We start from the raw sequence: 25,553 nt of genomic DNA on the forward strand, positions 1-25,553 counted from the left end.
AAAGCATAACCAACAAATAACATAAAAACTAAGATTAAACATTTGCGTTTAAAGCCTGATAAAAATCTATAGTTGCTTTAACATAACCATCAATACTCCCGCAATCATAACGTTTGCCTTGAAACTTATATGCTAAGACGCGTCCCTTTTTACTTTGCTCTAAAAGTGCATCAGTGATTTGAATCTCGCCTTTTTTACCGGGCTTTGTAACGCGTAAAATATCAAAAATATCGGGTGTGAGAATATAGCGACCGATAATAGCAAGATTACTCGGGGCTTTATCTATACTTGGCTTTTCTATCATATCATTTGCACGATACACACAAGATTCTATTTCCTCGCCTTGTATAATGCCGTATTTATCCACTTCGTTTTTTTCGACTTCCTCAATGGCGATAATACAACAACGATATTTTTCATAGAGATTCACCATTTGAGAAAGCACCCCTGCGCCATTTTCATTAAAGCATAAGTCGTCTGCGAGGATTACTGCAAAAGCTTCGTTGCCAATCAATGTTTCACCCGTAAGTATAGCGTGCCCCAAACCTTTCATCTCATTTTGCCTCGTATATGAAAAAGTGCAAGATTTGGTGAGTTTGCGGATACCGCTTAAAAGTTTGTCCTTATCTGTGTTTGCGATTTGGTGCTCTAACTCGTAATTGATGTCAAAATGATCTTCAATGCTTCTTTTTCCCCGTCCTGTTACAATTCCTATATCCTTGCACCCAGCTTCTAGTGCCTCTTCCACACCATATTGAATCAAGGGCTTTGTGAGGATTGGGAGCATTTCTTTTGGCATCGCCTTTGTAGCGGGTAAAAAACGTGTGCCATATCCTGCGGCAGGAAATAGACATTTGTGTATCATATAATCTCCTTTAATTCACAAGCGTTTGCTTAAGATAATCTTCTAAATTGATATGATTCCCAAAACTCCCTTGATAAACAATATAATTTGCCAAAACTCTTAACCCATAATCACGAGATTCTTTATAGGGGATAAGCTCCATAGACAGCCACGGCTCATAATTGCGCTTTTTTATGAATAATTTTTTTGTTTTGAGTGCGCGGCGCAAAAAGCCCGGACCGCCATTATATGCATATGAGACAAAAAGCGGGTGTTTAAATTCACGCGATAAATCATTAAGATAAAATGTTCCAAACTCAAGCGCGGTAACGGGGTCAAACATATCCTCTAGCTTAATATTATCGCGTTTAAGGCTTTTAGCAAAGGGTTCTACATTAAAGGGCATTATCTGCATCATACCAAGCGCATACGAAGTTGAAACAAGGGCTGGCAAAAGTATGCTTTCTTGCTTTGCAATCGCGTAAGTAAAGGCTTTTTGTGAATCATCTCGCCACTTGATTTTATCGCTAAAAGGCGTGATGAAATAATTTACTTTAAAATTATTTATCTGCGTGAGGATATAGGCATAGTGTGCGCTCGTATCCTCATAGGCAAAATGTTTGCTTAATTCTCTCAAATCTTTTTCACTTTTTACTTGCGAAAGATTCTCTTTGAGCATTTGCCATTGAAAAGGGTCTTTAATGTCAAACTTTGGTTTTTTACTTGAGAGTTTGCCAAGATTTGTTACGACTTGATAGCTCGGCTCTACATTAAGCTTTTGATTTGCATAAATCGTGTAAATGTCTATATTTGTGCTACTTGAGAGCTCTTTTAGCACCCCTTCATCTTGACTTAAAAAATACTGCCACAGCAAAGTGCGATTTCTTTGCATAGGTGTATTTGCCTTTTTATAGGCATTTTGAAAGTATTTTAACGCCGCATTTGGCTGATTATACAAAATCTCATTAAGTCCAAGCATAAACAATGTATAAGAATCCGCACCTGTGATATTTGCACCTATAAGGGATTCTTTAAACTTCTCATAACTTTTATCTTGTGTGATGAGAATGCTTTGAAGCATATTATTAAAGGCTTGATTGTTTTCATCGGCGAGTTTTTTAAGTGCTTGAGGCTTGATTGTTTGATTAAGAATCTGTGTGCGTTGATTTGCCCTCAAAGCACGATAAATAGTAGCAAAGTTTTTTGCATCACTTTGTAGCATAGCTGTTAGAATCTGCGGGGAGCTTAGAATCTCGATACGTTTTCTATACGTTGGATCACTTTGAAATTTTTTAAGTAAAAAATCTTTATTTTTCTGTGGCATTGAAGGGATATTAGCGATATTTAGCCCCGCCTTGATACACGCAATATCTTGCGTTTTTAGCTTCTCAAAACTTAGACGCTGACAATACAGATTGCGCGGCAATTCACTCACCTTGCCCTTTGCACTCATTAGATTATTAAGTTTTGCAGTTCTGCGAAATATCAAATCATAAGCTTTGAGCGCATCTTGCAAACTCGTGCGTTCATCACTCAAAAATTGCCAAATGTAAAAATCTCTCGCCAAGCCCTTGGGTTTAGATTCTAAAAACTCAAGTGTTATGGTCGTGGTGTAACCTATACTACAAAGAAGCACCAACAAAACGCATATTCTTTTCATCAACCACCCCTAGATATGCACACTCTGCGCGTATTTTAATAGAATCTGCACTAAAAACAAATCAATGAATTTTAGCATAACTGCCACAATAAGTGGCGAAAAATCAATCCCGCTTATCGTGGTAGGCATTATCCTGCGTAGCCTCGCATATACGGGCTGTGTAAGGCGATTAAGCACTTGCACGATAGGATTATAGGGGTCGGGGCGCACCCAGCTAATGAGTGCGGCAATGACAATCACCCATATATATAAATTGATGAGCATACTCAATATACTAGCCAATGCCTGTAAAAAAGTGCCTATAACCATAACCTCTCCACTGCTTTATTTAGTCTGCTATCTTAGAATAATCTTGTGAATCCAAAGTAACAATATCACGCAAGAAAAAGCGCAAATAAGGATAAAGTTCGCTTAACTCTAAGCCGTGAGTTGTGCCTGTGAGTAAGATTCTAAGAGGCTTGAAAAATCTCTTGCCTTTTAGATTACTTTTTTGCAAAAGCGCGTTTTTCATACTCTCATAGTCTTTTAAATCCTCGCTGTGAGATTCTATCATCTCGCGCAAAAACGCATAAAGCATCCTACATTCTTGCTCGTAACTCTCATCATTTTCTTTTTGCATAATATTCTTTGGTGCAAAAATGCACCCAATCTTCGCGCGTATTTCGTTGAGCGTGCTTGCCTCTTGCAAATGTAGCTTTGCCAAAGCCCCAACGCTTGGATCTTTACTATCAAGCAATAGAGCAAATTCCTGCTCATTGAGTGTTTTGAAATGCTCTCTATTTAAGAATCTAAGCCGCTTAATATCAAACTTCACGGGTGATTTTGCAATATGCTTAATATCAAACCACTCATAAGTATCTTGGAGCTTAAAAACCTCGCTTGGCACGTGATTTCCCATAGATACGAGATAATTGACAATTGCTTGAGGCAAGAAACCCTCCTCTAAAAGCCACGCCACTGATGATGCGCTATCACGCTTACTCATCTTGCTCCCACTCTCTCCAAGTATAATAGGCAAATGCACGTATCCTAATACCTTATCATAACCTAAAGCGCGATGAATAAGAATCTGACGAGGTGTGTTACTTACGTGGTCTTCACCACGCACAATAAAACTTATATCATACAGCATATCATCAACCGCACAGGCAAAATTATAGGTGGGGATACCATCTTCTTTTAAAATTACAAAACTATCTATTTCGTGTGCCTCAAAACGCAATGTGCCTTTGATGGCATCTTCAAAACTAATAGCCTCACTTGCTCCTCGAATACGCACCACAGGCTTAGTGTTACTTGATTTTTCAATTTCTGCCCAAGAAGGATCATAACGAAAAGGTCTTTTTTGTTCTTTTGCTTCAAGTCGTTTGGATTCTAAAAACTCTTTGGAGCAATAGCAGTAAAACGCTAAACCTTTATCAATGAGATATTGCGCAAGCTGGCGATGTTTGTCAAAGTTATCGCTTTGATAGACAAGATTATCCCACAAAAGCCCAAAAAGATTAAGAATATTAAGAATCTCCTTGTCCTTGCCCTCTATATTACGCGCAATGTCTGTGTCTTCAATGCGTATGAGGAACTTTTGTCTGCTCTGCTTAGCAATAATGTAGTTAAAAATAGCTGCGCGAAGATTCCCAATATGCATATCACCAGTGGGCGAGGGAGCAAAGCGCAACATTATTTTGCCTTAAACATTGCGGCAAATTGCGCGGGATTAAATTCTGGTGGATTTGGCTCTGTCAGGACATCGCTTAAGGTAATAAGCATTTGGCTAATTTCTTGCAACTTTTCCTCTACATAGCTCACAACCTCGCCCATATTGACTTGAGATTCTATAACTTTGCAAAGCGGCAGTGGATTTTGCACGATAAAGCTGTATTGCGTATTGTTTAAGGTTGTATCTAGTCGCGTTTCAAAAAGTCCTACGCCCATAAATGAGGCATTATCCACTATCTCTTGAATACTCACCTTGATATTTTGCATATCTTGTGCCGAAGTATTATGAGCGATTTTTAGAATCTTCCTTAGTGCGACAGAAGTGCTTTGCAGCGCACCTATGAACTCATTTGCACCCTTAATATCCTCTCCAAATTTATGGATAGAATTCGCGTTAAAAGTGCCAAGGGGTGTTTCAAACTGCGAGCCGATGTGTTTTTGAAATGTAGATAGCATATCTTGCATAGCCTAACCTCTTATTTAGCATTTTCCTGTGCGTAAGCATATTTTATTCCATTAAAGGCTTATTGTGATTTGTTTCCCATTCTTATAAGACTTCTATAATTTGCTCAAACATAAAAGTTTTTTTACTTAATTCTCCCTTTGACAAAATAAGGATTCTAAAGTTTCCCAAAGGGGTGTTTATTTTGTAGATTCTATTGTGTAAGTTTTAGAATCTCATACACAAGTGAGGTTTTAAACAAAACTTTAAAAAACCAAAATCTTGCTAATACTCTATCCCCACTTCCTTAAGCCTATCGCGGATATAGCGCATTTGAATGTTTTTATCAAAGCACCATTTGGGCGCAAGGAGGCTTTCATCGTGCGCCCCTGCACTAATTCTTTGCACGACAACATCAGGCGGGATTTTTTGCAAAGATTTCACAATGAGGTTGCTAAAACTTTCTATACTAATAGGCTCATATCGCCCATCTTTGTAAAGTTTGGCAAGTCTTGTGCCATTGACAACATACAGCGGGTGAATCTTAATGCCATTTATCCCCCATTCTAAAACCGAGTTAAGAGAATGCAGCATCATCTCTTCTGTCTCGCCCGGCAGTCCATAAATCAAATGAGCGCAGACTTTCACACCCTTTGCGCGAGTTTTTTCAAACATCTCTTTTGCACCCTCGATTTTGTGCGCGCGATTTGTGCGCTCTAATGTCTCATTATAAACAGATTGGATTCCATATTCGAGCCAAATCTCCTTGCCATTTTTGACATACTCGCCTAAAAGCTCAAGTAGCTCATCTTGCACGCAGTCAATGCGTGTGCCGATACTTAAGCCCACGACATTAGGGAAGCTTAGAGCCTTATCATAGAGGGCTTTAAGCGTATCAAATGGCGCGTAAGTATTGGTATAAGACTGAAAATACACCATATATTTACTCACACCGAATTTTCTTTGATGAAATTCACTATGCCAATAAAATTGCTCTTCAAGTTGTTTAAGCTGTATAGGAAGAAGTGGGTTTGTGCTAAGGGAGAAATTCATCTTTACTTGTGAGATTTTATCTATCTTTATGAGGCTTGGCGAGAAGCTTTCATTATCACAATAAATGCACCCACCTTTAGCAAGGCTACCATCAATATTGGGGCAAGTGAATCCCTGCAAGGAAATGGGGATTTTTCTTACCCTTGTGCCAAATCGTTTTTTAAAATATCGCCCTACACTTAGCACGAGTCGCATTGATGCCCTCTAGTATAATCATCAATATAGCATTCGTCAAAACACGCCTTGCACCAGCCTTTGCCCTCTCCGCCTATGCTCCTTACTAACCCATCAACAGAGAGGAAGCCTAGAGAATCCGCACCGATGTATTTACACACCTCTTCAATGCTTTTATTGGCACAAATGAGCTGTTCTTTGTTTGGAGTATCCACGCCATAGTAGCAAGGAGAAATAGTCGGTGGAGATGAGATGAGTAAATGAATCTTCCTTGCCCCAGCCTGACGCAAGATTCTAATAATCTGCTTACTTGTCGTGCCGCGCACCACAGAATCATCAATCACAATAATATCTTTCCCCGCAATAAGCTCCTTAATGGGATTAAGCTTTAAGCGCACCTTGAGTTCGCGCTCTTGTTGTGTTGGCTCAATAAATGTGCGCCCCACATAGTGATTGCGGATAATGCCTAGCTCAAAATCAATGCCACTTTGCTTACTATACCCAAGTGCCGCTGCCACGCCAGAATCTGGCACGGGGATTACCATATCTGCCTCTATCTTATGCTCTTTGGCAAGTTCTATACCCATTTGCTTACGCGCCTTATAGACATTGCACCCAAACACAAAACTATCGGGTCGCGCGAAATATACAAACTCAAACACACAAGGACGAGGGTAAGATTCAAAAACTTGAATGCTCTTAGGCTGCGTATCTGTGAGCGCATATGCGCCATCAAATATTAACATCTCGCCCGGATTTACTTCGCGCACAAATTCCGCGCCAATAAGGTCAAATGCGCAACTCTCACTCGCCACGACATAGCCTAGAGAGCCATCGCTATTTTGAATCTTGCCTAAGCTTAAGGGGCGTAATCCATAGCGGTCGCGTATGGCAAACATTTTGCTTCGAGAGAGAAAGACAAAGCAATATGCACCATCGACACAACCTAGCGCATCAATGATTCTATCTGTAAGTGATTGTTTTTTGCTTTGGGCGATAAGGTGGATAAGATTTTCCGTATCTAAATGACTTTGAAAAATCGCGCCCTTTTGGATAAGCTCCTTACGCACATCTTTAGCATTTGTAAGGTTTCCATTATGTGCGATTGCGATTTCGCCTAGCTCATATCGCGCGAAAATAGGCTGCGTGTCATTGATAGAATCTTCCCCTGCAGTCGAGTAACGATTATGCCCGATACTTGAGCGTCCTTGTAGTTTGTCTAATCGCTTTTGTGTAAAAATCTTTGTTACAAGCCCTGTATCTTTGATTGTGCTAATTTTTGTGCCATTACTCGTGGCTATCCCACTTGCCTCTTGCCCTCTGTGCTGCATCGCAAAAAGTGAATAATAGCTTAGCATACTCGCATTATCGACATTATACACGCCTACAACCGCACATTCTTCGTTCCAACTTTTCATACTCTTAAGCCTTGATTTCATCTTGTATGTATAATTGTATAGCAATAAAACTAAATAAGCAAATCTTTGTCTCTAAAGTGCTAGGGCGTCCTGTATGCTGTATAAACCGCTTTCTTGTTGCACTATCCAACTCGCCATATCAAGCGCACCCTTAGCAAAAGTAAGGCGCGAGGTTGCATTATGAGTAAATTCCAAATACTCGCCATCAAGATAGAATCCTACGCTATGGCGTCCGCACACATCGCCACCGCGCAAACTCATCACGCCAATTTCATTACTGCTTCGCTCACCAATTACGCCATTGCGTCCGCTTACGCGCACTTTGTCTAGGTTTAATCCTCTCGCATTCGCACAAGTCTGCGCAAGAGTGAGTGCCGTGCCTGATGGAGCATCTTTTTTATGTCGGTGGTGAATCTCACAAATTTCTATATCACTCTCTTTTAAAGTCTGCGCTACAAGTGAAACAACTTTATTCAACACAGCTATGCCCTTACTCATATTTGTCGCATATAAAATAGGCATAGTATGTGAGGCTTCTTCAATCAAATGATGTGTATCATTACTTAGTCCGGTTGTGCCTATCACAAGCGGTGTGGGATTGCCCAATGCTACTTCAAGCAAGGCTTTTGTCGCTTCCGGAGAGGAGAAATCAACAATCACATCGCTAGATTGTAAAAACACTTCAAAGTCTCGCGTTACCATTGTGCTAGAAGGCAGGGAATACTGCAACTCATTACGCACATAAATGCTTGAAAGATTAAGATGATTGCTATTTAGAATCTCCTCAATCAGCAGCCTACCCACACGCCCGGTAGCACCAAAAATTCCTACTTTTAGCATAGATTCTCCTTGCAAATTTTAGAATAAAAGTGAGCGCATTATACATAAATAGTGTTACTTGCATTGATTTTGGGTGAGAAATTATACAGCTTAGCTATGTGAATACCCAAGCAAAAGAAACTCATCGCTAAGCTTCAAAGCCAAGAGAATCTTCAGGGCATTAAGAGAACATAAGATACAATGCACTTATTCTCAAAACAAGGAAACAAAATGCTAAAACATCTCATATATTCTACTCTGCTGCTATTAATATGTGTATTTGTAGGGTGTTCAGATTCTTCAGTAGATTCTTTGCCCGAGTGCGTGAATAATGAGGACAAGATAAAAGGTTGTGTGGAGAGAGATTATCATCACAATGGACAATTAAAAATAGAATTTCCATACAAAAATGGCAAAGAAAATGATATTGCAAAAGGGTATTATGAAACTGGAGAGCTTTATATTAAAGCTCCATATACAGATGATTATAAAAATGGTGTTGCAAAAGAGTATGATAAAAATGGAAAATTAAAACAATTGCGTTTATACAAAAATGATACTTTTAAAGTCCAATCATAAGGATTCTATTTGGGATTATTAAGAGCAAAAATGCTTTGCAAGGAGCATTTATAAGTTATGCTCTTACATTACATATTTAAAACAAGGCAAGATTTTACCTTGCCCCGCATATAAGAGAATAAAAGTGTCCCTGCTTACTTATGCTCCAAATACACAATCGCCTGAAGTGCAGCAGTCGCTCCATCACCCGCAGCGCACACTACTTGCTTAGAAGCCTGCACACGCACATCGCCCGCGGCAAAAAGCCCCTCTATGTTTGTTTTCATAGACAAATCCACTTTGATACTCCCCCATTCATCGCAATCACAAAGCATAGAGCCATTTTCTTGCTTTAATATCGCTGTATTCACATCATAGCCTACAAAGATAAAAATACCGCTTACGACAATATCTTCTAATTTGCCTGAATCTGTGTGTTTGATAAGCACACTCGTTACGCCCGAAGCATCGCCCTTAATCTCCTCGACTACTGCAGGAGTGATAAAGTGAATCTTGTCATTACTCTTTGCGTGTTCGATAGTCGTAGGTGCTGCGCGAAATTCATTTCTCCTATGCACCAAATGCACCTTAGAGCAAATGCGGCTAAGATAAATTGCCTCTTCAAGTGCGGTATCGCCTCCGCCTAGCACAATCACTTCTTGGTCTTTATAAAAGAATCCATCGCAAGTAGCACAAGTGCTAATGCCTCTGCCCCAAAATTCGCTTTCACCTTTAAGATTTGCTTTCTTTGGGCTACCACCAGCGCAGAAAATCACCGCCTTTGATTCTTCACTTTTGCCACCAGCAAGAGAGATAAGGAATGTATCTCCTTTTTTGCTTACGCGCGTTACTTCGCTCATCTCGTGTCGCAACCCAAAGCGGAAGCATTGCTCCTGCCAAGGCTGCATAAACTCCATTCCGCTCACAATCTCTTTCACACCCGGATAGTTTTCTATCTCGCTGCTGCCTGTGATTTGTCCGCCGGGCATTCCTTTTTCAAAAAGCACTACATTTTTAATACCGCCTCGTGTCGCATATAGCCCTGCTGTAAGCCCAGCAGGACCACCACCAATTATTGCTAAATCAATCATTTCATCTCCTTTATTTTAATAAAAATTATCCATTATTAAAAACTATTAGTTTAACCATAAGGTAAATAGGAATATTTTTTTATTTTAATTTAATAAAATTAGCAAGTAGCCTCAATCCTACATCGTGGCTTTTTTCCGGGTGTGGCTGAATCCCAAAGAGATTATCCCTATTTACAATCGCACCAAAAGGATAGCCATATTCACAATATGCGAGAATAAGCTCCTCTTTTGCCTTTATATGAAAGCTATGCACGAAGTATAAAAAGCTCTTATCCTTTATACCCTCAAAAATTTTAGAATCTTGCGCCCTCTGCGTAAAATTAATGCTATTCCAGCCTATATGTGGGACTTTAAGCGGGGCAATGTTGCTAAACTCCACCACCTCGCCCTGCATTAGTCCAAGCCCCCTATGCTCCCCAAACTCAAAGCTTTTTTCAAATAAAAGCTGCATACCAAGGCAGATTCCAAGCAGATATTTGCCACTTTGTGCAAATTCTTTAATCGCTTCATCTAAATGAGAATCTCTCAAATGCTCCATTGCATTGCCAAATGCCCCCACACCGGGCAAAAGTAGCTTATCGTAGTCTTTGAGCTTTTCAGGACTAGATTCTATACAAACTTCAAATTTTGGCACATCACCTTGATTACTCACAAAGCTAAACGCATTTTGCACGCTGCCTAAATTGCCTACCCCATAGTTAATAATGCCTATTTTAGTCATTTACAAATCCCTTTAACCATTCTTTATTGCGCACTATCACACTTTCCTTTTTTTGCAAGAGACTATCGCGTATATGCTCTAGTTCCTCACCACTTAGCATACTCATCACCGAGCGCGAAAGTGCGGTAGGCGAGGCTGTAGGAAAAGTGTTAAGCAAAGATTCTATTTCTGCTATAAGCGCGTCTTTGGAGGTAATCTCACCATTTTTGCTTATAAATGAATCCATTACTATCCCTTGCTTAAGTTGCGTGAAGTGTAGGCGCGTATATGTCCCTGTAAAGTCTCCGCAAAAATAGCCCAATATGGCTTATCTTGTGGCAAATTTTCATAAAAAACTTGCAACATATCATAATAATCCGCCTCTGTAATACTCCCTTTTAATAGCTCGTATTTGAGATAAAGCCAATAGGTATTAAGCACATCGCTATGGCAGTAGTGATTGATACGCATTAAGGCTTTGATTTTAGATTCTCTTATCACATTAGAATCTGCAGAGCTATGTTCTTGCTCTATCTCTTCTTTAAATACTTCATCGCTACAAAGATAAGTTTCAAAAACCTGTGAGCCATTCATATCATATTTACCCACTAAGCCAAGCATAGCGCAGAGATTATTAAGGCTAAGTGTGCGCACCGCACCAAAACTTCCCAAACTATCAAGCAAATCTGTGTGAAACTCCTCGCTGTATCGTTGGCGATAATTTTGCCATTTGTTTTTATTAAGCGCGTGATTGTCCTGCTCGTAGTAGGCAAAGGCGTTTATATCATATCGCATAGCGCGCAAAAGCAAGGTCGGTATGTCAAAACCCCGCCCATTGAAGCTTACAAGTCGCGGATTGCTCTTATTGAAAAACTGCCAAAACTCGCTTATAAGCTGTTTTTCTAAACTATCTAAAAAGGTTTCGCTTTCAAAATCTATCTTGCCATTATCATCGATAAAATTCTGCCTCTGCTTAGAATCTCGCGTGGATTCACAATTTTTAGAATCTACCCCATTTGCACCCACATATGCGCTCACCTCATCTAAGAATCCCCCGCCAAAATGCCCTACTTTTTTGAATCTCCCATATTCATCACATATCACACTAGAGATACTTATCACGCGATGAAAGCAAGGTGAGAGAAATTCGCTACCGCTTTTTTCATATTGGGCTTTGAATGCCTCTTTTGCAATTTCTAGCGGTAAGCCTTCATAACCATAGACGCGGGATAAGAGATGAAAATCAGGGATTGTTTCAATATCAAAGACACATATCATTTCATTGCCTTCTTACAAAATCTAGCTACAATATTACCAAAATTTACCAACAAGGACAGAGTATGTATGCGTTACTAAGTGTAAGCGATAAAGAAAATATTGTCGAGTTTGCAAAGGATTTAGTGGCTTTGGATTATAAGATTCTAAGCACAGGTGGGACATTAAGCCTTTTGCAAAAGGCACAAATCAAGGCTATTGATGTGAGTGATTTTACACAAAGTCCAGAGATGTTTGATGGACGCGTAAAAACCTTGCACCCTAAGATTCACGGGGGGATTTTGTATCGAAGAGATAATGCACAAGATGTAGCCACAGCAAAAGCAAATCATATAGAATCCATTGATATAGTATGTGTTAATCTCTATCCCTTTAAACAAACCATTGAACGCACTGATGATTTTAATGAAATTATTGAAAATATCGATATTGGCGGTCCAACTCTCGTGCGTGCTGCGGCAAAAAACTATGCAAATGTGCTTATTATTACCGATAAAAACGACTATAAGCCCATTATAGAATCTTTACGCAATGGGCAAAATACATTGGAGTTACGCAAAGAAATGATGATAAAGGCTTACTCACACACCGCAAGCTATGATGTAATGATTGCAAACTATATGAATAAGCGATTTAAGCAGGGTTTTGGGGAACATTTCTTTATTCAAGGACAAAAGATTATGCAAACGCGCTATGGTGAGAATCCTCACCAAAAAGGCGCACTCTATGGCTTTGGCACATTTTGGCAGGAACAATTTATTATCAAAAAGGGTGAAGCAAGTTTTAATAATCTCAATGATATGAATGCGGCGATTAAAATCGCTACAAGCTTTGGTAAAGAAGCAAATGCGGTGTGTATTGTAAAACACGCCAATCCTTGCGGCTTTGCACTTAAAGATTCGCTTTTGAGTTCTTACAAGGCTGCCCTTGCTTGTGATAGCATCAGTGCTTATGGTGGTGTAGTAGCAGTAAATGGCATAGTGGATAAATCCCTAGCAGAAGAGATAAATAAGATTTTTGTAGAAGTGCTTATTGCGGGAGATATTACAGAGGAAGCACTCAAAATTTTTGAAAGCAAAAAGCGTATGAAAATCTTTACACAAAATGATAAGGCTTTGAGTTTGCCTTGTGATATGTATGATTTTAAGCACATACAGGGAGGATTTTTGCTTCAAGAGAGCGATAAAGTAAATAAAAGCGAGATAGAGAACGCCACGCTTGTAAGCCAAAAAACACCGAATGAAACACAAAAAAATGACCTCAAAATAGCCTATATGATTGCTGCACTTACCAAATCAAATTGCGTAGCTTATGTTAAAGATGGCGCACTTGTGGGTATCGGTATGGGAATGACAAGCCGCGTTGATGCAGCAAGAGCGGCAATGGCAAAAGCAAAAGATATGAATCTTAACCTGCAAGGCTGCGTATGTGCTTCTGAAGCATTTTTTCCATTTCGTGATAGCGTGGATTTAGCTCATCAATATGGTGTGAGTGCGATTATACAGCCCGGAGGTAGTATTCGAGATGATGAAGTGATAGCAGCGTGTAATGAATATGATATGGCGATGTATTTCACGCATACAAGGCATTTTTTACACTAAGGAGAGTATATGCGCGAGACTATTTGCAAAGGGCTTATTTTTGAACCTCTCACATTAAAAGAATTTCTTGCTTCTTGCAACAAAGACTACTTAGAATCTAGCCTAAGCAATTCACAAAAAAGTGATTTCAAGCAAAAAGTAGCGCAATATTTGGAATCCTACGAGCAGAACAAAGGACACAATGAAAGTGCTATCGTAGCAAACGCCCTTGCGCCTTTTTTAAAAGAGTTAGGATTCCACGCTCAACCAGCCTACAAACAGCAAGGCAATAGCGAAATTGACTTGAGCTTGCTTAAGGATTCTAAAGTTGAAATCATCATTGAAGCCAAGAAGCAGCCAATCAATGCAAAAGAAATGTTTAGCCCAAACAAGCCAAATTGCAAAGCATTGCACGAGTGCATTTTGTATTATTTTCGTGAGCACGAGGGGGATAGTCAAACCCTAATCCCAAATGTAAATCTTAGATTCATCATCATCACAGATTTTACACAATTTTATATTTTTAGTGCAAGAGAGTTTGAGCGGCATTTTTATAAAAACAAGGCAATTTCAAATCTCTATAAAACGCACAAAGAAAAAGGCTTGATTGATAATTCAAAAGATTTTTACACCGAAATCCAAAAGATTCTAGTTAAGCAATTAAATGGGGGGGGGGGGGGCAGAAGAGAATTTAGTAGAAGATTCTGCGCTTAGATACACCGCTTTTGATTTACGCAACGACAAACACCTAAATATCGCACATAAGATTCTAAATAGAGATTTCTTACACCACGAATACAAGCAAGACCCCAACGCACTTAATCCACGATTCTATAAAGAGCTCTTGCATATTTTAGGGCTAAAGGAATTTGACAGAGGCGGTAAAATCACGATTGAACTTGATGATACCCAAAGCGTAAGTTTCGCTAAGCACATTGCCTCTAAATTAGAATCCCATAACGAACCTAGCGACTTTGAAGCGGTGATTAGCCATATTTTGCTTTGGCTCAATCGCATTTTGTTTCTCAAACTCATTGAAGCAAATCTCCTCGCCTTTAATGGCTTTGATAAATCTCTCAACTTCCTAAGCAGTGCAAAAATTACAAGCTTTAAACACTTAAGCCACCTCTTCTTTGAAGTTTTAGCGCGAGATTATGAAGCAAGAGGGAATGATAAAGGCTTTAACTTCCTGCCCTACCTCAACTCCTCGCTTTTTATTAAAGATGAAAGGCTAGAGACTTTGGATATTGCCTTGCTTGATGATGCTTTAGAAATTACAATTTTCCAATCCACGCAAAGCACGCATAAAGCGGGGAGCAAATGCGCTTTTCTTACCTATCTTTTTGACTTTTTAAACGCCTTTGACTTTGGTAAAAAGCGCGAAGATTCTAAAGCCCCTTGTCATTCTGAGGCTTTAGCCGAAGAATCTCAAAATGTAGAATCTAGCGCAGAATCTCACGATATAGAATCTAGCGATTCTAAAGACTTAATCCGCTCAAGTGTGCTAGGCGCAGTCTTTGAAAAGCTCAATGGCTACAAGGAGGGCAGTTTCTACACGCCAAGTTTCATTACAAGCTATATGTGTAAGGAATCTTTAGCAAAAATCGTGGTGGAAAAGTTTAATGCAGCCTTTGCGTGGAGCGCACAGAGCATAGAGGATTTACGCAAACACATCGATAGGGACTTTGGGCGTGTGGAATCTCAAGCAAAGCAGATTTTATCAAGTATGAGAATCTGCGACCCCGCTGTTGGAAGCGGACATTTCCTTGTCTCTGCTTTAAATGAAATGATTTTTATTTATCACAAACTAGGGCTTTTGGGATTTGGGTATCAAGATTTGCAAATCAAAGACGATGAAATCCACCTTATCACCAAAGAGGGCGAAACTTTCGCTTACAAAAGGCTACAAGATTCTAATCACACAATCCAAATCGCCCTTTTTACGCTTAAAAAATCTATTATTGAAAATAATCTCTTTGGCGTGGATATTAATCCCAACTCCTGCAATATCGCGCGACTTCGCCTATGGATAGAGCTGCTTAAAAACGCCTATTATCTCAACTTCACAAAAGATAAAGATTCCAAAATCCATAAGCTCCAAACTTTGCCAAATATTGATATAAACATTAAGTGCGGAAACTCGCTTATCTCAAACATTGACACCAACATCACTTTAGATAATTTCACGCACAAGCTAGAATCAAGGCTTACAAAGGCTATTGAAAAAAGGGATTTATTCCTACACCAAAGCCTTATGAGCCAAATCCAAGACACAAAGAAAAAGGCGCAAAGTAAATTCCAAGAAATGAGCCAAAATGCGCGAAAATACAAAAACGAACACGATAAACAATCCGCGCAAATCCACAAGATGGGCTATGAGGAGGCTTACCACTTTCTTTGCGCACTTTTTAAGCGAAATTGCGATGAATACATTAACTTCCATCAAGCCCTAAAGGAATTTTTCTATCAGTATGGCTATATCAATCTCGCACAATTAGAGCCAGAGACTAGATTTCATATAGAATCTTATGCGGATTCTTTTGACTTTCATAAAAGCGTAAATTTTGAGAGAAGCGCACAAAGAGAGATTCCGCAAAAAGAGCTAGAAAATATCCTAAAACTTATGCGAATTTATGAGGAGTTTCAAAACCAAGCAACTTTTGAATGGCGATTTGCATTCCCCGAAGTGCTAGATTTAGAGACTTTTGAAGAGAAGCAAAAGCGAATAAGTGCAAACAATGCAACACAAAGCAAAGAAAACAAGCAAGGAATTAAAGATACTTTTGGGGATTTTTTAGGATTTGACTTAGTGATAGGGAATCCGCCGTATGTAGTTAAAACAAAATCACAATATCCACAATACAAATGGAATACAGACTTATATATGATGTTTTTTGAAAAATGCTTGACATTGACAAAACAAAATGGAAATGGATATTTAAATTTTATCACACCAAGATTTTGGCTTGTTAATGCAAATTGTGAAAATATGAGAAAATATTTTTTAAACTCTATACATTTGATTTCATTAAGCGAAACAAATCCATTTGAAAAGGCGGTAACCGAAAATATTATTGCGGAACTTCAAGTATGCAAACCAAAATCAAATTTTATAAATCACCACAAAGAAACACACGAAATTTTTAGCTTTGTTGATACGATTTGCAAAGACAATTTTAAGCACAATTTAAAAAATGAAATCGTTTTAAATATTGATAAAAATACGCTTCTTATTTTTGACAAAATTTGCAAGAATACAATTTTTCTTGAAAAAATTAGTAAATCTAAAAGAGGTGCAGAATATGGCAAAAAATTTTGCGAACAATTTTCGCAAGGAATAAAAGTTTTACTCGGCTATGATGTGTCGCCATATTGCATAAAATGGAATAATACTTATATTGATGAGGAACTAAAAGACATTAAAAGATTGAAACCATTTTTTGACAATAATTTAATTTATTTACGCAGGGTTGATAATCGTCTTAGTGCTAGTATAGGTTTTGAAAAATTTGCTTTTATTAAAAATATTTATGGAATTTCAATTACAGATAAAAAATATTCTCCTTTGTTGATTTTAGCCTTACTTAATTCAAGACTTTTAAATTTTTATTATCTTAAAAAATTTACAACCAAAAAAGAACAAGTATTTCCTGAAATACAAACTTATCTTTATGAAAAACTACCTATCCCCAAAATCAATGCAAAAAACCAAAACATCGCAAATCAAATCATCGCTTTAGTAGATGAGATTCTAATGCTTAAGGCAAAAGATTCCACCTTTGACACTGCCGCTTTAGAATCCCAAATTGATTGTTTAGTCTATAAACTCTATCATTTAACCCAAGCAGAGATTCAAATTATAGAATCCAAATAATGCTATAATATTTGTGTTTTCTGTGATTAAAGGAGAGAATATGACTATAAACTTGAGTGTGGAAAATACTAATGAGGATTTAATCAAAGCGTTTAAAATATGGCTAAGGCATCAGGGGCAAATCTCAAGATTAAACAAGACAAAGAATTAAGCAAGTCCCTTAAGCAAACAATCAAAGAAGTAAGGCAAGGCAAGGTAGAAAAGTTTAAGGATTTTGAAAGCTACAAAAAGGCTATGGATTCTTAAATGTTTGAAATCCACACTTCCGCAAAGTATAAAAAGCAACACAAGAAACTTGCACTCAATGACAGAATCTTGCTTGATGATATTGTATATAAACTCGCAAACAATCAAACTTTAGAGCAAAAGCACAAACAAATGAAATGCTTTTTGTAGTGTTAGAATAAAAAAGAGCAATAATTATAAGTTCAAGCCCCCTTCAATTTAGGAGAGATAGAGGCTTGAGATAATAAAAGTTAAAGCTTATCAGCGTTTTTAGCAAGGTAATCTGCTACACCTTTTGCATCAGGCTTCATACCCGCATCACCTTTGTTCCAACCTGCAGGGCATACTTCGCCGTGTTCCTCAACAAACAACATTGCATCAACCATGCGAATCATTTCATCAACATTGCGTCCAAGTGGTAAATCATTAATCACTGCGTGGCGCACTACTTTGTTTTTATCAATCAAAAAGCTACCGCGAAGTGCTACTGCACCATTGAAAAGCACATCATAATCACGAGAGATTTGTTTTGTAATATCAGATACCATAGGAAATTCCACTGCACCAATCCCACCTTCATTCACAGGGACATTTCTCCACGCAAAATGCACTTCTTTAGAATCTATTGATACACCTATTACATTCACGCCGCGTTCTTTGAAATCTTTTACGCGTTTGCTGAATGCGATAATCTCACTAGGACATACAAAAGTAAAATCTTTAGGCCAGAAAAATACTACTGCGCCATTTTTGCCAAGATTTTGATAAAGGTTAAAGCTATTTTCAAAAGTGCCATCTGCCTTTACTGCCTCCGCTGTAAAATCTGGTGCTGGTTTTGTAACTAACATAATTCAACTCCTAATAAAAAATATTAATAACAAATTGTTATTGAAATGCTATTGTAATACGCGCAAGTAACTCAATAGTAACAAGATGTCATTATTTTATTAAAAAGTATATTGATATGCTATGCTTACAAGCATTGAGCTTTTCCAATAAAAATTCTCATTATAACTTGACTTTATAGGCATTTTACAATATAGCTCCAAACGATGCTTTGCACCGCCGGTAAAAGCCAAGCCAAAATTATAAAAATTTCTTCCACCTTTTAAATACGCATAGTCTAATATATCTGTAATTTCAAAATTTAAACTTCCAAGCCCAACTCCACCAAAAAATCCAATATAACTATAAGTATTAGGAATACGGAAATCAACAAGCACATCAAAATTCCACGCCATAAAATCTTGTTTTATTTGAGTTAAAGTATTTTCTGTTTGCCCTCTACCAATATGTGCATCGGTATAGATTCTAAAACCAAATATGCTATTATTGTGAGAAAAATACTGATAGCCCAACCTTGCTCCGCCAACACCCAAATCGCCTTTTACAGAATGTAATAAAGTTTGATATTCCATAGGCATAAGCCCTGCGCTAATACCTATTAACACACCGCTACGATTTTTTCCAAACATCTTATCAGCATCTTTATCAATCTCTTGTGTGATTTTATTATTTTGTGCAAAATCCTGCTGCACAAGATTCTTCTGCGATTTTTCTTTAGGGTAGGAATACTGAAGTGCTTTGAGTTTTTGCTCAAGTTCTTCTACTTCTTTTTGCTTCTTTTGTTCCTCTATGGCTCGTTGGGCTTGTTGAGATTCAATCTCGCGAATTTGCCGCTCAAGTGCTGCTTTTCTCTCATCTAAACTCTCCGCATTTAGAATCTGCGCAATCATAAAAGCACAATAAAATAAATAATATCGCTTTTTCATCAAAATCTCCTTGATTTTTGCTCATAAAGCGATATTATACCCCCCCCCCCCACTTAAATTCTGCTTAAAAATACACTCTACTTTTGCCAAGATTTTTGGGCTTTGAGTATCGTTTGGATTGAACTATGTGTCGCAATTATCCTCATTTTAAGAGCATTGTTTATTTGCGCTACCTATTCTTTTGTTTTTTTTGCATACGCCTTAGTCCCTCAAATTTTATCCATTTGCCATCAAGAATCCCAAACAAATAGAGCATAAGGCAAAAGGGCTGTTTTTACAATATTAGCATTTTAGAATCTAATTTAAGTTTTTTGGTGGTGTCCCCGGCGCGATTCGAACGCGCGACCTCACGATTAGGAATCGTGTGCTCTATCCAGCTGAGCTACGAGGACAAATGAGAATGAGTAACAAGAAGCCTTAAGAGACAAAAGGCGCATTTTACATTTTTATATACCATAAATCAAGTCCCGCAAACTACACAATAGCTTTTTTTATGCTAGAATCTGCACTTTATATTTTACGATATTTCAAGGAGCATATATGGCAATCAAACTTGCAATCAATGGCACAGGGCGCATTGGGCTTTGTGCGGCTAGGATTATTGGGGAACGTGATGATATAGAGCTTGTTGCGATGAATAGCACGGCTGATATTGATACGCTCGTGCATTTGTTGCGTTATGATTCGGTGCATAGATTCTATGATGTTGAAAAAATGAGTGAAAACACACTCCGCATTGGTAAAAGCAAAAATGTGAAAATCCTAAGCGATAGAGACCCGCTCAATCTTGATTTTGGCGAAGCAGTGGGCGTGATTGAATGCACCGGGAAATTTAATGCTTTAGAAAAATCAAGCACACATCTAAAAGGCAATATTAAACGCGTGATAATCTCTGCTCCTGCGGATAATACGCCTACTTTTGTCTATGGCGTCAATCATACGCAATACAATGGTGAAAGTGTGATTTCAAATGCTTCTTGCACGACAAATTGTCTCGCTCCCATTGTGAAAGTGCTCGATTCTACTTTTGGCATTGAAAATGGCTTGATGACAACAATCCACAGCTACACAAATGATCAAAATCTCCTTGATGTCAAGCATAAAGATTTGCGCCGCGCTCGTGCGGCTGCGCAAAATATGATTCCTACAAGCACAGGTGCGGCAAAGGCTATCGGGCTTGTGCTACCGCATTTAGCAGGTAAGCTTAATGGTATTGCTGTGCGTGTGCCAACACCTGATGTAAGCTTGGTGGATTTAAGCGTGAATCTTAAAAGCGCAGTAAGCAAAGAGGCAGTGAATGAGGCATTTTATAACGCACAAAATGGCACAATTCTTGATGGTGCGCTTAAGGGGCTTATCATCGTTGATGATGAAAGCAGGGTTTCAAGTGATTTTATCGGCTGTGCGGCAAGTGCGGTGATTGTGCCGGATAAATGCGTGGCGATTGACAAAAGCGCAAAAGTGCTTGCGTGGTATGATAATGAAATGGGCTATACGCACCGCCTTATTGATATGAGTGCGTTTGTGTGCAAGGGACTATAAACAATGGCATTTGGGGGGAATTGTGGTTAGGTTTAGCTTTGATTTAGAGGTGAGTGAGGAAGTAAAAAGTCGTGCAGATTCTGTTTTTGAAGGCATAAAAAATGAGCATTTGCAGGGTAAAAGTGGTTATTATAAGCTCCCCTTTGATGAGAGTGCATTTGCAGTAGCGGCAGCATTTTGTGAGCGTGAGCGGGCATTTTTAGACACATTAAAATATCTCGTCATTATTGGTATTGGCGGTAGCTCACTAGGGCTTAAAGCCATTGATTCTATGCTTGAGCATTTGCCGCATAGAAATGTCCTCAAACTGCTTTTTTTAGAGCATACAGACCCGATAAATATCGCTAAAACATTGCAAGATGTGGAGCGGGATAACACGCTTTTTATTGTGATTTCAAAATCAGGCACAACTATTGAAACCTCCTCGCTCCTTAAATATGTGCTGTATAAATATCATTTACTTGCAGATTCTAGCACAAAGCGGCATTTGCTCGCCATTACCGATACAGACTCGCCGCTGCAGTCTTTCGCACAGAGTGAGGGCATAGAGTATTTTAATATCGCGCCTAATGTGGGCGGGAGGTTTTCGGTTTTGAGTATGGTGGGAATCTTGCCTTTGATGATTTTAGGCTTTGATGTGAGCGCATTATTACAAGGGGCAGCGCAGCTCATACAGCGTTTTTTTGAACGCAAAGAGGAGCATATTTTGCATAAAGCATTGATTTATGCGCTCAATGCCAAGCAAACGCCGATGAATGTGCTTTTCTCGTATTCTAGCCTTTTTACGCATTTTAATGCGTGGTATGTGCAGCTGTGGGGCGAAAGTCTAGGTAAAATCAATGCGCACGGGCAGAATGTCGGGCTTACGCCTATTGCGCTTATTGGTAGCATTGACCAGCATTCTTTCTTGCAACTCATCGTGCAGGGTGTGCGTGATAAGAGCATAACTTTTCTTAGCCTTGACCCCACGCATAGCCTTGAACCGAATATCCCAAAGCTTGAGATTCCATTTTTAGAATCTACAAATTTTGTCAATGGCGAGGGCTTTGCGACATTGCTTGACAAGCAGCGCATTGCGACAATGCAAAGCATAAAGAATGAGGGGATTATGAGTGATTGCATTAAAGTAATGAAGCTTAGCGAAGAAAGTGTGGGGATTCTCATCGCGTATTTTGAGCTACTCACTTCGTGTGTGGGTAATATCTTTGAGATTAATACCTACGACCAACCCGGTGTGGAGTTTGGCAAAGAGCGGCTAAGGAAGCTTTTTGAATCTTAAATGTGAGAGAAACCTATTAAAAATAAGGAATGAAAAATAAAAAATAGTTTTGTAGTATGCGAATTGTAGCGCATTTGAATATTTTATCAAAACACCCCATTTAAGAGCAGGTAAAGATTTATTGTGCCCCTTATTCTTTGCGCTTTGTAGCAAATTAATACCTTGTATTCTTGTCTCCGCGCCTATGTGGCTTAGTTTTTTGAATCTTAGAAACTTTAGGCTTTTTAGAGGCTTTTTGCTCCTTGGTATCTTGCTTTGATATATGTTGTTCTATGCGCTCTTGTTCATTTTGTGTCTTATCCTCTTGCTCCATATCGTTTTGATTCTTTGCCTTAGCACTCAAAAATAAAGGCACACCGCTAAAATCAAATTCCTTACGTAATACATTAATCAAATATCGCTTATAGCTAAAGTGCAAACTATTTGGGCGGTTGCTTACAAGGGCGATTTGCGGGGGTTTCACATCATATTGTGTTGCATAATAAATTTTTACTATTTTGCCGTGGTCGCTTGGGATATGATGTGCGGCAGTGGCTTTAGTGATAACATCATTAAGCGCACTTGTTGGGATTCTAAAGCAAAATCGCTCATATACTTTTAGAATCTCCGCTTTCAACTTATTGATATTGCGCCCATTAAGCGCACTTAGTGTCATTATCGGTGCAAAAGAGAGAAAAGGGAATCTATGCTTAAATTCTTGGATTATTTCTTTGTATTCTTTATACTTTTTGTCCCATTTGTTTAGCACCACAATCACACCCAAAGCGTGTTTAGGAATAAGAGAGCTAATTTTTTCATCTAATTCGACAAAACTCTCACTTGCATCAAGGACTAAAATCGCAATATGGCTTTGAGAAAGCATTGCATTTGTGCGAGAGAGGGCAAACTTTTCAATACCCTCTATTTTCCCTGCCCTCCTAATCCCTGCTGTATCGATAAATTTCACTCTTTTATCCTCTAGCATTATCTCCTCATCGACAGGGTCGATAGTTGTCCCAGCTACCTCGCTCACTACGCTTCTCTCTGTGCCTAAAAGCGCATTCAAAAGTGAACTCTTGCCGACATTTACGCGTCCAATAATCCCAACCGCTATGCAATCCTCCTCTTGCGGCTTAGAATCCAAAGATTCTAAAAACTCCTCCAAACTCTCATCTATATCCTCAAGTTGTTCCTTTAAATGCTCTCCCAAAGGCTGCTCTTTGGCAAGATTCAATATATCAAAAATACTCTCAAGTAAAAGAGTTATGCCACGATTATGTTGCACAGAAATAAAGCACATCTCCTGCGCTCCAAAGACGCTAAAATCCCACGCCCTCTGCTTGATTTTATCATTATCTACTTTATTTACGACAAGCAAAAGTGGCTTTTTCTCTCTCTGTAATGTGCGAAAATAAGCTATATCATCATCTTGTGGGATAATGCTTCCATCAACCATATATAGCACCATATCCGCCACTAATGCAGCCTTTTTAGAATATTCACTTACTTTAGCAAAAAGCCCTTGTGTCTTTTCAAGCCCACCTGTGTCAATAATCTCCACTTCAACGCCACTAATGCTAAAATGTGCCTTTTTCACATCGCGCGTTGTGCCACTCACAGGCGAAGTAATAGCCAAGTGCTGCCTAATCAATCTATTAAAAAGTGAGCTTTTGCCAACATTGGGTTTGCCTAAAATTGCAATGCTTTTCATTTGTATCCTTTAAATTATGCTACTATACAAGGTTTTTTGATAAAATACTTTTTACAAAATGATATGGTAGCCAAAGTTGGCTTTAGCTTGATAAAAATACAAAGGAATCCTGATGTATAAGATTATATACATTCTACTTTTTTGTGTTGTAGCCCTATTAGCAAAGACAAACGCGAATAAGGAGGAAATAAACTCTGTCGCTAAATCTCCGCTTACCACGCAAGATTCTGTAAATGAACCCACACACAACCTTGTAGAATCTAGCGCGATTGAAGCGCATTCACATACGCAAACCACAGCCAATAAACGAGAGGATAAAGAAGTATATGTCGATGAAGGCGTGGTATTTGTGCTACAAAAAGATGATGCGATGTTTAAAATGTATGGGGATTCTTACGCACTCGTGCCACTCTCAAAAAAACTTAAAGTATTTCTAGCCCAACAGCATTCTTCGCTTGATGCGCGGACTTTGCGCTCTGCCAAAAGCACTACGCAGATTTATAATCAAGGCAAAGAGATTCTATTTTATTACTCAAGTATTAAGGGTTCAAATCTATATAGCGAAATTGCCCCTGTAAGCTTCAAACTCACACTTGAAGAATATAATGATGAAAGCAAAAATCCTCACGAGATTATTGATATTTATAGAATCCACAACTTTGATGAGGCAATCTTAGAGGCAATTCCACACTCACTCTGCCACATCGTGCAAACAAGGCATTTTATCCGCGATAGGACGCGCAGTGAAATACTAATAAATCTTAATAACGCTATCAATCCGCGACTTTTGACACAAGGGAAAATCGAGCTTTTTCTCAAGTGCTATTTAGAGAATCTGAATTTCAAATAAGCCAAACATAAAATGAGTTTTTCTATAATGCGAGTTTTATTCCACTTTACAAAGGCGATATATGCGCGGATTCAAAATTTTTAGCGGTTCAGCCCACACTCTCTTTAGCAATGAACTTGCAAAGTTCCTCGATGTTAGCCTCTCAAAAGCAAGTATTAATCGCTTCAGTGATGGCGAAATTAGTGTGCGTATTGATGAATCTGTGCGTGGCAAGGATATTTTCATTATTCAGCCCACCTGTGCGCCCACAAATGACAATCTTATGGAGCTTCTTATAATCACAGACGCACTTAAGCGAAGTGGAGCAAACAGCATAAACGCAGTGATTCCATATTTTGGTTATGCAAGACAAGACAGAAAGGCTTCACCTCGTGTGCCAATTAGTGCAAGGCTTGTAGCAAACCTCATTGAACAAAGCGGTGTGCATCGCGTAATTACGATGGACTTGCACGCAGGGCAGATTCAAGGATTTTTCGATATTCCTGTGGATAATCTCTATGGCTCGATTGTGTTTGCAGACTACTTACGCACAAAGTCTTTTGAGAATCCTATTATTGCCTCGCCTGATATTGGTGGCGTAGCTCGGGCACGATACTTTGCAGATAAAATGGGTATGGACTTAGTCATAGTAGATAAAAAGCGCGAGAAAGCAAATGAAAGCGAAGTAATGAATATTATCGGCGATGTCAGTGGCAAAGATGTAATTCTTGTCGATGATATGATAGATACGGCTGGGACGATGTGTAAAGCAGCAGACGCGCTAAAAGAGCGTGGGGCAAAAAGTGTAATGGCACTAGGCACACACCCCGTGCTAAGTGGTCTAGCACTTGAACGCATAGCTAAAAGCTCACTTGATGAAGTGGTGGTTACAAACTCTATACCCTTGCGCAACTCTCACCCAAAAATCAAGGTGCTAAATGTCGCCCCACTCTTTGCTGAAGTTATTCGCAGAATCTATCATAATGAAAGTGTAAATTCACTCTTTATTTAA

Annotated in this window: 25 protein-coding genes and 1 tRNA gene; 10 read left to right on the forward strand and 16 right to left on the reverse strand. The window is 38.8% G+C overall.

All coding sequences use genetic code 11. The annotated features are described in order from the left end of the window. Positions 1–34: 34 nt before the first annotated feature. From galU to dapB, 8 genes are all read right to left on the reverse strand, one after another. Positions 35–865 carry a UTP--glucose-1-phosphate uridylyltransferase GalU gene (galU, locus tag BN2458_RS06830; RefSeq protein ID WP_034342403.1) on the reverse strand — a complete coding sequence of 277 codons (831 nt, stop codon included), beginning with the start codon at positions 863–865 and terminating at the stop codon, positions 35–37. A 10-nt stretch (positions 866–875) separates the two neighbouring features. Further along, positions 876–2,504, reverse strand: coding sequence for a lytic transglycosylase domain-containing protein (locus BN2458_RS06835; protein ID WP_034327789.1), 1,629 nt, complete (start codon positions 2,502–2,504; stop codon positions 876–878). Positions 2,505–2,513: 9 nt separating this feature from the next. Next, the gene (locus BN2458_RS06840) at positions 2,514–2,813 is read right to left on the reverse strand and encodes a YggT family protein (RefSeq protein WP_034327788.1); all 300 of its coding nucleotides are present in this window, start codon (positions 2,811–2,813) and stop codon (positions 2,514–2,516) included. Between the two features lie 19 nt (positions 2,814–2,832). Beyond that, complete coding sequence (gene gltX / locus BN2458_RS06845) at positions 2,833–4,182, reverse strand: glutamate--tRNA ligase (RefSeq protein ID WP_034342405.1); 1,350 nt, start codon at positions 4,180–4,182, stop codon at positions 2,833–2,835. After that, positions 4,182–4,685, reverse strand: a complete 504-nt coding sequence (locus BN2458_RS06850; protein ID WP_052082067.1) for a flagellar FLiS export co-chaperone — start codon at positions 4,683–4,685, stop codon at positions 4,182–4,184. The genes gltX and BN2458_RS06850 overlap by 1 nt, the downstream gene beginning before the upstream one ends. A 262-nt stretch (positions 4,686–4,947) precedes the next feature. Then, positions 4,948–5,910: a TIGR01212 family radical SAM protein gene (locus BN2458_RS06855; protein ID WP_034327783.1), complete on the reverse strand. Its 963-nt coding sequence runs from the start codon at positions 5,908–5,910 to the stop codon at positions 4,948–4,950. Next, complete coding sequence (gene purF / locus BN2458_RS06860; protein WP_034327780.1) at positions 5,895–7,307, reverse strand: amidophosphoribosyltransferase; 1,413 nt, start codon at positions 7,305–7,307, stop codon at positions 5,895–5,897. The genes BN2458_RS06855 and purF overlap by 16 nt, the downstream gene beginning before the upstream one ends. Before the next feature lie 72 nt (positions 7,308–7,379). Next, positions 7,380–8,147 carry a 4-hydroxy-tetrahydrodipicolinate reductase gene (gene dapB / locus BN2458_RS06865; RefSeq protein WP_034327779.1) on the reverse strand — a complete coding sequence of 256 codons (768 nt, stop codon included), beginning with the start codon at positions 8,145–8,147 and terminating at the stop codon, positions 7,380–7,382. Positions 8,148–8,357: 210 nt separating this feature from the next. Here dapB and BN2458_RS06870 point away from each other — a divergent pair, with 210 nt between their 5' ends. Further along, positions 8,358–8,705, forward strand: coding sequence for a toxin-antitoxin system YwqK family antitoxin (locus BN2458_RS06870; protein ID WP_052082068.1), 348 nt, complete (start codon positions 8,358–8,360; stop codon positions 8,703–8,705). Between the two features lie 134 nt (positions 8,706–8,839). Here the strand turns inward: BN2458_RS06870 and trxB are convergent, their stop codons facing one another. The 4 genes from trxB to BN2458_RS06890 form a co-directional block, all read right to left on the reverse strand. Beyond that, entirely contained in the window at positions 8,840–9,775 is a 936-nt protein-coding gene (trxB, locus tag BN2458_RS06875) for a thioredoxin-disulfide reductase (RefSeq protein WP_034342407.1), read from the reverse strand. 79 nt (positions 9,776–9,854) lie between these two features. Next, positions 9,855–10,496 (reverse strand): imidazole glycerol phosphate synthase subunit HisH, encoded by a 642-nt coding sequence (gene hisH / locus BN2458_RS06880; protein WP_034327775.1) that lies wholly within the window; start codon positions 10,494–10,496, stop codon positions 9,855–9,857. Then, positions 10,489–10,722 carry a hypothetical protein gene (locus BN2458_RS06885; RefSeq protein ID WP_034327774.1) on the reverse strand — a complete coding sequence of 78 codons (234 nt, stop codon included), beginning with the start codon at positions 10,720–10,722 and terminating at the stop codon, positions 10,489–10,491. Before BN2458_RS06885 ends, hisH begins: the two co-directional genes overlap by 8 nt. A gap of 2 nt (positions 10,723–10,724) precedes the next feature. Further along, positions 10,725–11,753 carry a 3'-5' exonuclease gene (locus BN2458_RS06890; protein ID WP_034327771.1) on the reverse strand — a complete coding sequence of 343 codons (1,029 nt, stop codon included), beginning with the start codon at positions 11,751–11,753 and terminating at the stop codon, positions 10,725–10,727. Between the two features lie 62 nt (positions 11,754–11,815). On the opposite strand from BN2458_RS06890, the gene purH reads away from it, so the two are divergent. From purH to BN2458_RS09970, 5 genes are all read left to right on the forward strand, one after another. Then, positions 11,816–13,351 carry a bifunctional phosphoribosylaminoimidazolecarboxamide formyltransferase/IMP cyclohydrolase gene (gene purH / locus BN2458_RS06895; RefSeq protein ID WP_034342412.1) on the forward strand — a complete coding sequence of 512 codons (1,536 nt, stop codon included), beginning with the start codon at positions 11,816–11,818 and terminating at the stop codon, positions 13,349–13,351. A gap of 9 nt (positions 13,352–13,360) precedes the next feature. Then, positions 13,361–14,044: a DUF7149 domain-containing protein gene (locus BN2458_RS06900; RefSeq protein WP_034342415.1), complete on the forward strand. Its 684-nt coding sequence runs from the start codon at positions 13,361–13,363 to the stop codon at positions 14,042–14,044. After that, entirely contained in the window at positions 13,995–17,204 is a 3,210-nt protein-coding gene (locus tag BN2458_RS06905) for a type IIG restriction enzyme/methyltransferase (RefSeq protein WP_052082069.1), read from the forward strand. The genes BN2458_RS06900 and BN2458_RS06905 overlap by 50 nt, the downstream gene beginning before the upstream one ends. 99 nt (positions 17,205–17,303) lie before the next feature. Continuing rightward, positions 17,304–17,450 (forward strand): hypothetical protein, encoded by a 147-nt coding sequence (locus tag BN2458_RS09965; protein WP_156407285.1) that lies wholly within the window; start codon positions 17,304–17,306, stop codon positions 17,448–17,450. Then, complete coding sequence (locus BN2458_RS09970) at positions 17,451–17,600, forward strand: hypothetical protein (RefSeq protein WP_156407286.1); 150 nt, start codon at positions 17,451–17,453, stop codon at positions 17,598–17,600. An 80-nt stretch (positions 17,601–17,680) separates the two neighbouring features. Here the strand turns inward: BN2458_RS09970 and BN2458_RS06910 are convergent, their stop codons facing one another. The 3 genes from BN2458_RS06910 to BN2458_RS06920 form a co-directional block, all read right to left on the reverse strand. Continuing rightward, positions 17,681–18,277: a peroxiredoxin gene (locus tag BN2458_RS06910; protein ID WP_034327346.1), complete on the reverse strand. Its 597-nt coding sequence runs from the start codon at positions 18,275–18,277 to the stop codon at positions 17,681–17,683. Positions 18,278–18,376: 99 nt separating this feature from the next. Next, positions 18,377–19,201, reverse strand: a complete 825-nt coding sequence (locus BN2458_RS06915; protein WP_034342418.1) for an outer membrane beta-barrel protein — start codon at positions 19,199–19,201, stop codon at positions 18,377–18,379. A 315-nt stretch (positions 19,202–19,516) separates the two neighbouring features. Then, positions 19,517–19,593: transfer RNA gene (locus BN2458_RS06920), tRNA-Arg, on the reverse strand. Positions 19,594–19,741: 148 nt separating this feature from the next. Between BN2458_RS06920 and gap the strand changes: the two genes are divergently transcribed. Both gap and BN2458_RS06930 read left to right on the forward strand, forming a co-directional pair. Then, positions 19,742–20,743, forward strand: coding sequence for a type I glyceraldehyde-3-phosphate dehydrogenase (gene gap / locus BN2458_RS06925; RefSeq protein WP_034342293.1), 1,002 nt, complete (start codon positions 19,742–19,744; stop codon positions 20,741–20,743). Between the two features lie 22 nt (positions 20,744–20,765). Further along, a complete protein-coding gene (locus tag BN2458_RS06930) occupies positions 20,766–22,022 on the forward strand; it encodes a glucose-6-phosphate isomerase (protein ID WP_231944750.1) in 1,257 nt (418 codons plus the stop codon). 154 nt (positions 22,023–22,176) lie between these two features. Here the strand turns inward: BN2458_RS06930 and der are convergent, their stop codons facing one another. Next, positions 22,177–23,712: a ribosome biogenesis GTPase Der gene (gene der / locus BN2458_RS06935; protein WP_058122076.1), complete on the reverse strand. Its 1,536-nt coding sequence runs from the start codon at positions 23,710–23,712 to the stop codon at positions 22,177–22,179. 112 nt (positions 23,713–23,824) lie between these two features. Here der and BN2458_RS06940 point away from each other — a divergent pair, with 112 nt between their 5' ends. Together BN2458_RS06940 and BN2458_RS06945 are read left to right on the forward strand one after the other, a co-directional pair. After that, positions 23,825–24,562, forward strand: a complete 738-nt coding sequence (locus BN2458_RS06940; RefSeq protein WP_052082057.1) for a hypothetical protein — start codon at positions 23,825–23,827, stop codon at positions 24,560–24,562. Between the two features lie 61 nt (positions 24,563–24,623). After that, positions 24,624–25,553 (forward strand): ribose-phosphate pyrophosphokinase, encoded by a 930-nt coding sequence (locus BN2458_RS06945; RefSeq protein ID WP_034342291.1) that lies wholly within the window; start codon positions 24,624–24,626, stop codon positions 25,551–25,553.

The organism is Helicobacter typhlonius, assembly GCF_001460635.1.
In the GTDB taxonomy this organism is placed as follows: domain Bacteria; phylum Campylobacterota; class Campylobacteria; order Campylobacterales; family Helicobacteraceae; genus Helicobacter_C; species Helicobacter_C typhlonius.

Coding starts and splice junctions, on each gene's coding strand:
- galU (WP_034342403.1), bottom strand. CDS start 865: ATGATACACAAATGTCTATTTCCTGCCGCAGGATATGGCACACGTTTT.
- BN2458_RS06835 (WP_034327789.1), bottom strand. CDS start 2,504: ATGAAAAGAATATGCGTTTTGTTGGTGCTTCTTTGTAGTATAGGTTAC.
- BN2458_RS06840 (WP_034327788.1), bottom strand. CDS start 2,813: ATGGTTATAGGCACTTTTTTACAGGCATTGGCTAGTATATTGAGTATG.
- gltX (WP_034342405.1), bottom strand. CDS start 4,182: ATGTTGCGCTTTGCTCCCTCGCCCACTGGTGATATGCATATTGGGAAT.
- BN2458_RS06850 (WP_052082067.1), bottom strand. CDS start 4,685: ATGCAAGATATGCTATCTACATTTCAAAAACACATCGGCTCGCAGTTT.
- BN2458_RS06855 (WP_034327783.1), bottom strand. CDS start 5,910: ATGCGACTCGTGCTAAGTGTAGGGCGATATTTTAAAAAACGATTTGGC.
- purF (WP_034327780.1), bottom strand. CDS start 7,307: ATGAAAAGTTGGAACGAAGAATGTGCGGTTGTAGGCGTGTATAATGTC.
- dapB (WP_034327779.1), bottom strand. CDS start 8,147: ATGCTAAAAGTAGGAATTTTTGGTGCTACCGGGCGTGTGGGTAGGCTG.
- BN2458_RS06870 (WP_052082068.1), top strand. CDS start 8,358: ATGCTAAAACATCTCATATATTCTACTCTGCTGCTATTAATATGTGTA.
- trxB (WP_034342407.1), bottom strand. CDS start 9,775: ATGATTGATTTAGCAATAATTGGTGGTGGTCCTGCTGGGCTTACAGCA.
- hisH (WP_034327775.1), bottom strand. CDS start 10,496: ATGACTAAAATAGGCATTATTAACTATGGGGTAGGCAATTTAGGCAGC.
- BN2458_RS06885 (WP_034327774.1), bottom strand. CDS start 10,722: ATGGATTCATTTATAAGCAAAAATGGTGAGATTACCTCCAAAGACGCG.
- BN2458_RS06890 (WP_034327771.1), bottom strand. CDS start 11,753: ATGATATGTGTCTTTGATATTGAAACAATCCCTGATTTTCATCTCTTA.
- purH (WP_034342412.1), top strand. CDS start 11,816: ATGTATGCGTTACTAAGTGTAAGCGATAAAGAAAATATTGTCGAGTTT.
- BN2458_RS06900 (WP_034342415.1), top strand. CDS start 13,361: ATGCGCGAGACTATTTGCAAAGGGCTTATTTTTGAACCTCTCACATTA.
- BN2458_RS06905 (WP_052082069.1), top strand. CDS start 13,995: ATGGGGGGGGGGGGGGCAGAAGAGAATTTAGTAGAAGATTCTGCGCTT.
- BN2458_RS09965 (WP_156407285.1), top strand. CDS start 17,304: ATGGCTAAGGCATCAGGGGCAAATCTCAAGATTAAACAAGACAAAGAA.
- BN2458_RS09970 (WP_156407286.1), top strand. CDS start 17,451: ATGTTTGAAATCCACACTTCCGCAAAGTATAAAAAGCAACACAAGAAA.
- BN2458_RS06910 (WP_034327346.1), bottom strand. CDS start 18,277: ATGTTAGTTACAAAACCAGCACCAGATTTTACAGCGGAGGCAGTAAAG.
- BN2458_RS06915 (WP_034342418.1), bottom strand. CDS start 19,201: ATGAAAAAGCGATATTATTTATTTTATTGTGCTTTTATGATTGCGCAG.
- gap (WP_034342293.1), top strand. CDS start 19,742: ATGGCAATCAAACTTGCAATCAATGGCACAGGGCGCATTGGGCTTTGT.
- der (WP_058122076.1), bottom strand. CDS start 23,712: ATGAAAAGCATTGCAATTTTAGGCAAACCCAATGTTGGCAAAAGCTCA.
- BN2458_RS06940 (WP_052082057.1), top strand. CDS start 23,825: ATGTATAAGATTATATACATTCTACTTTTTTGTGTTGTAGCCCTATTA.
- BN2458_RS06945 (WP_034342291.1), top strand. CDS start 24,624: ATGCGCGGATTCAAAATTTTTAGCGGTTCAGCCCACACTCTCTTTAGC.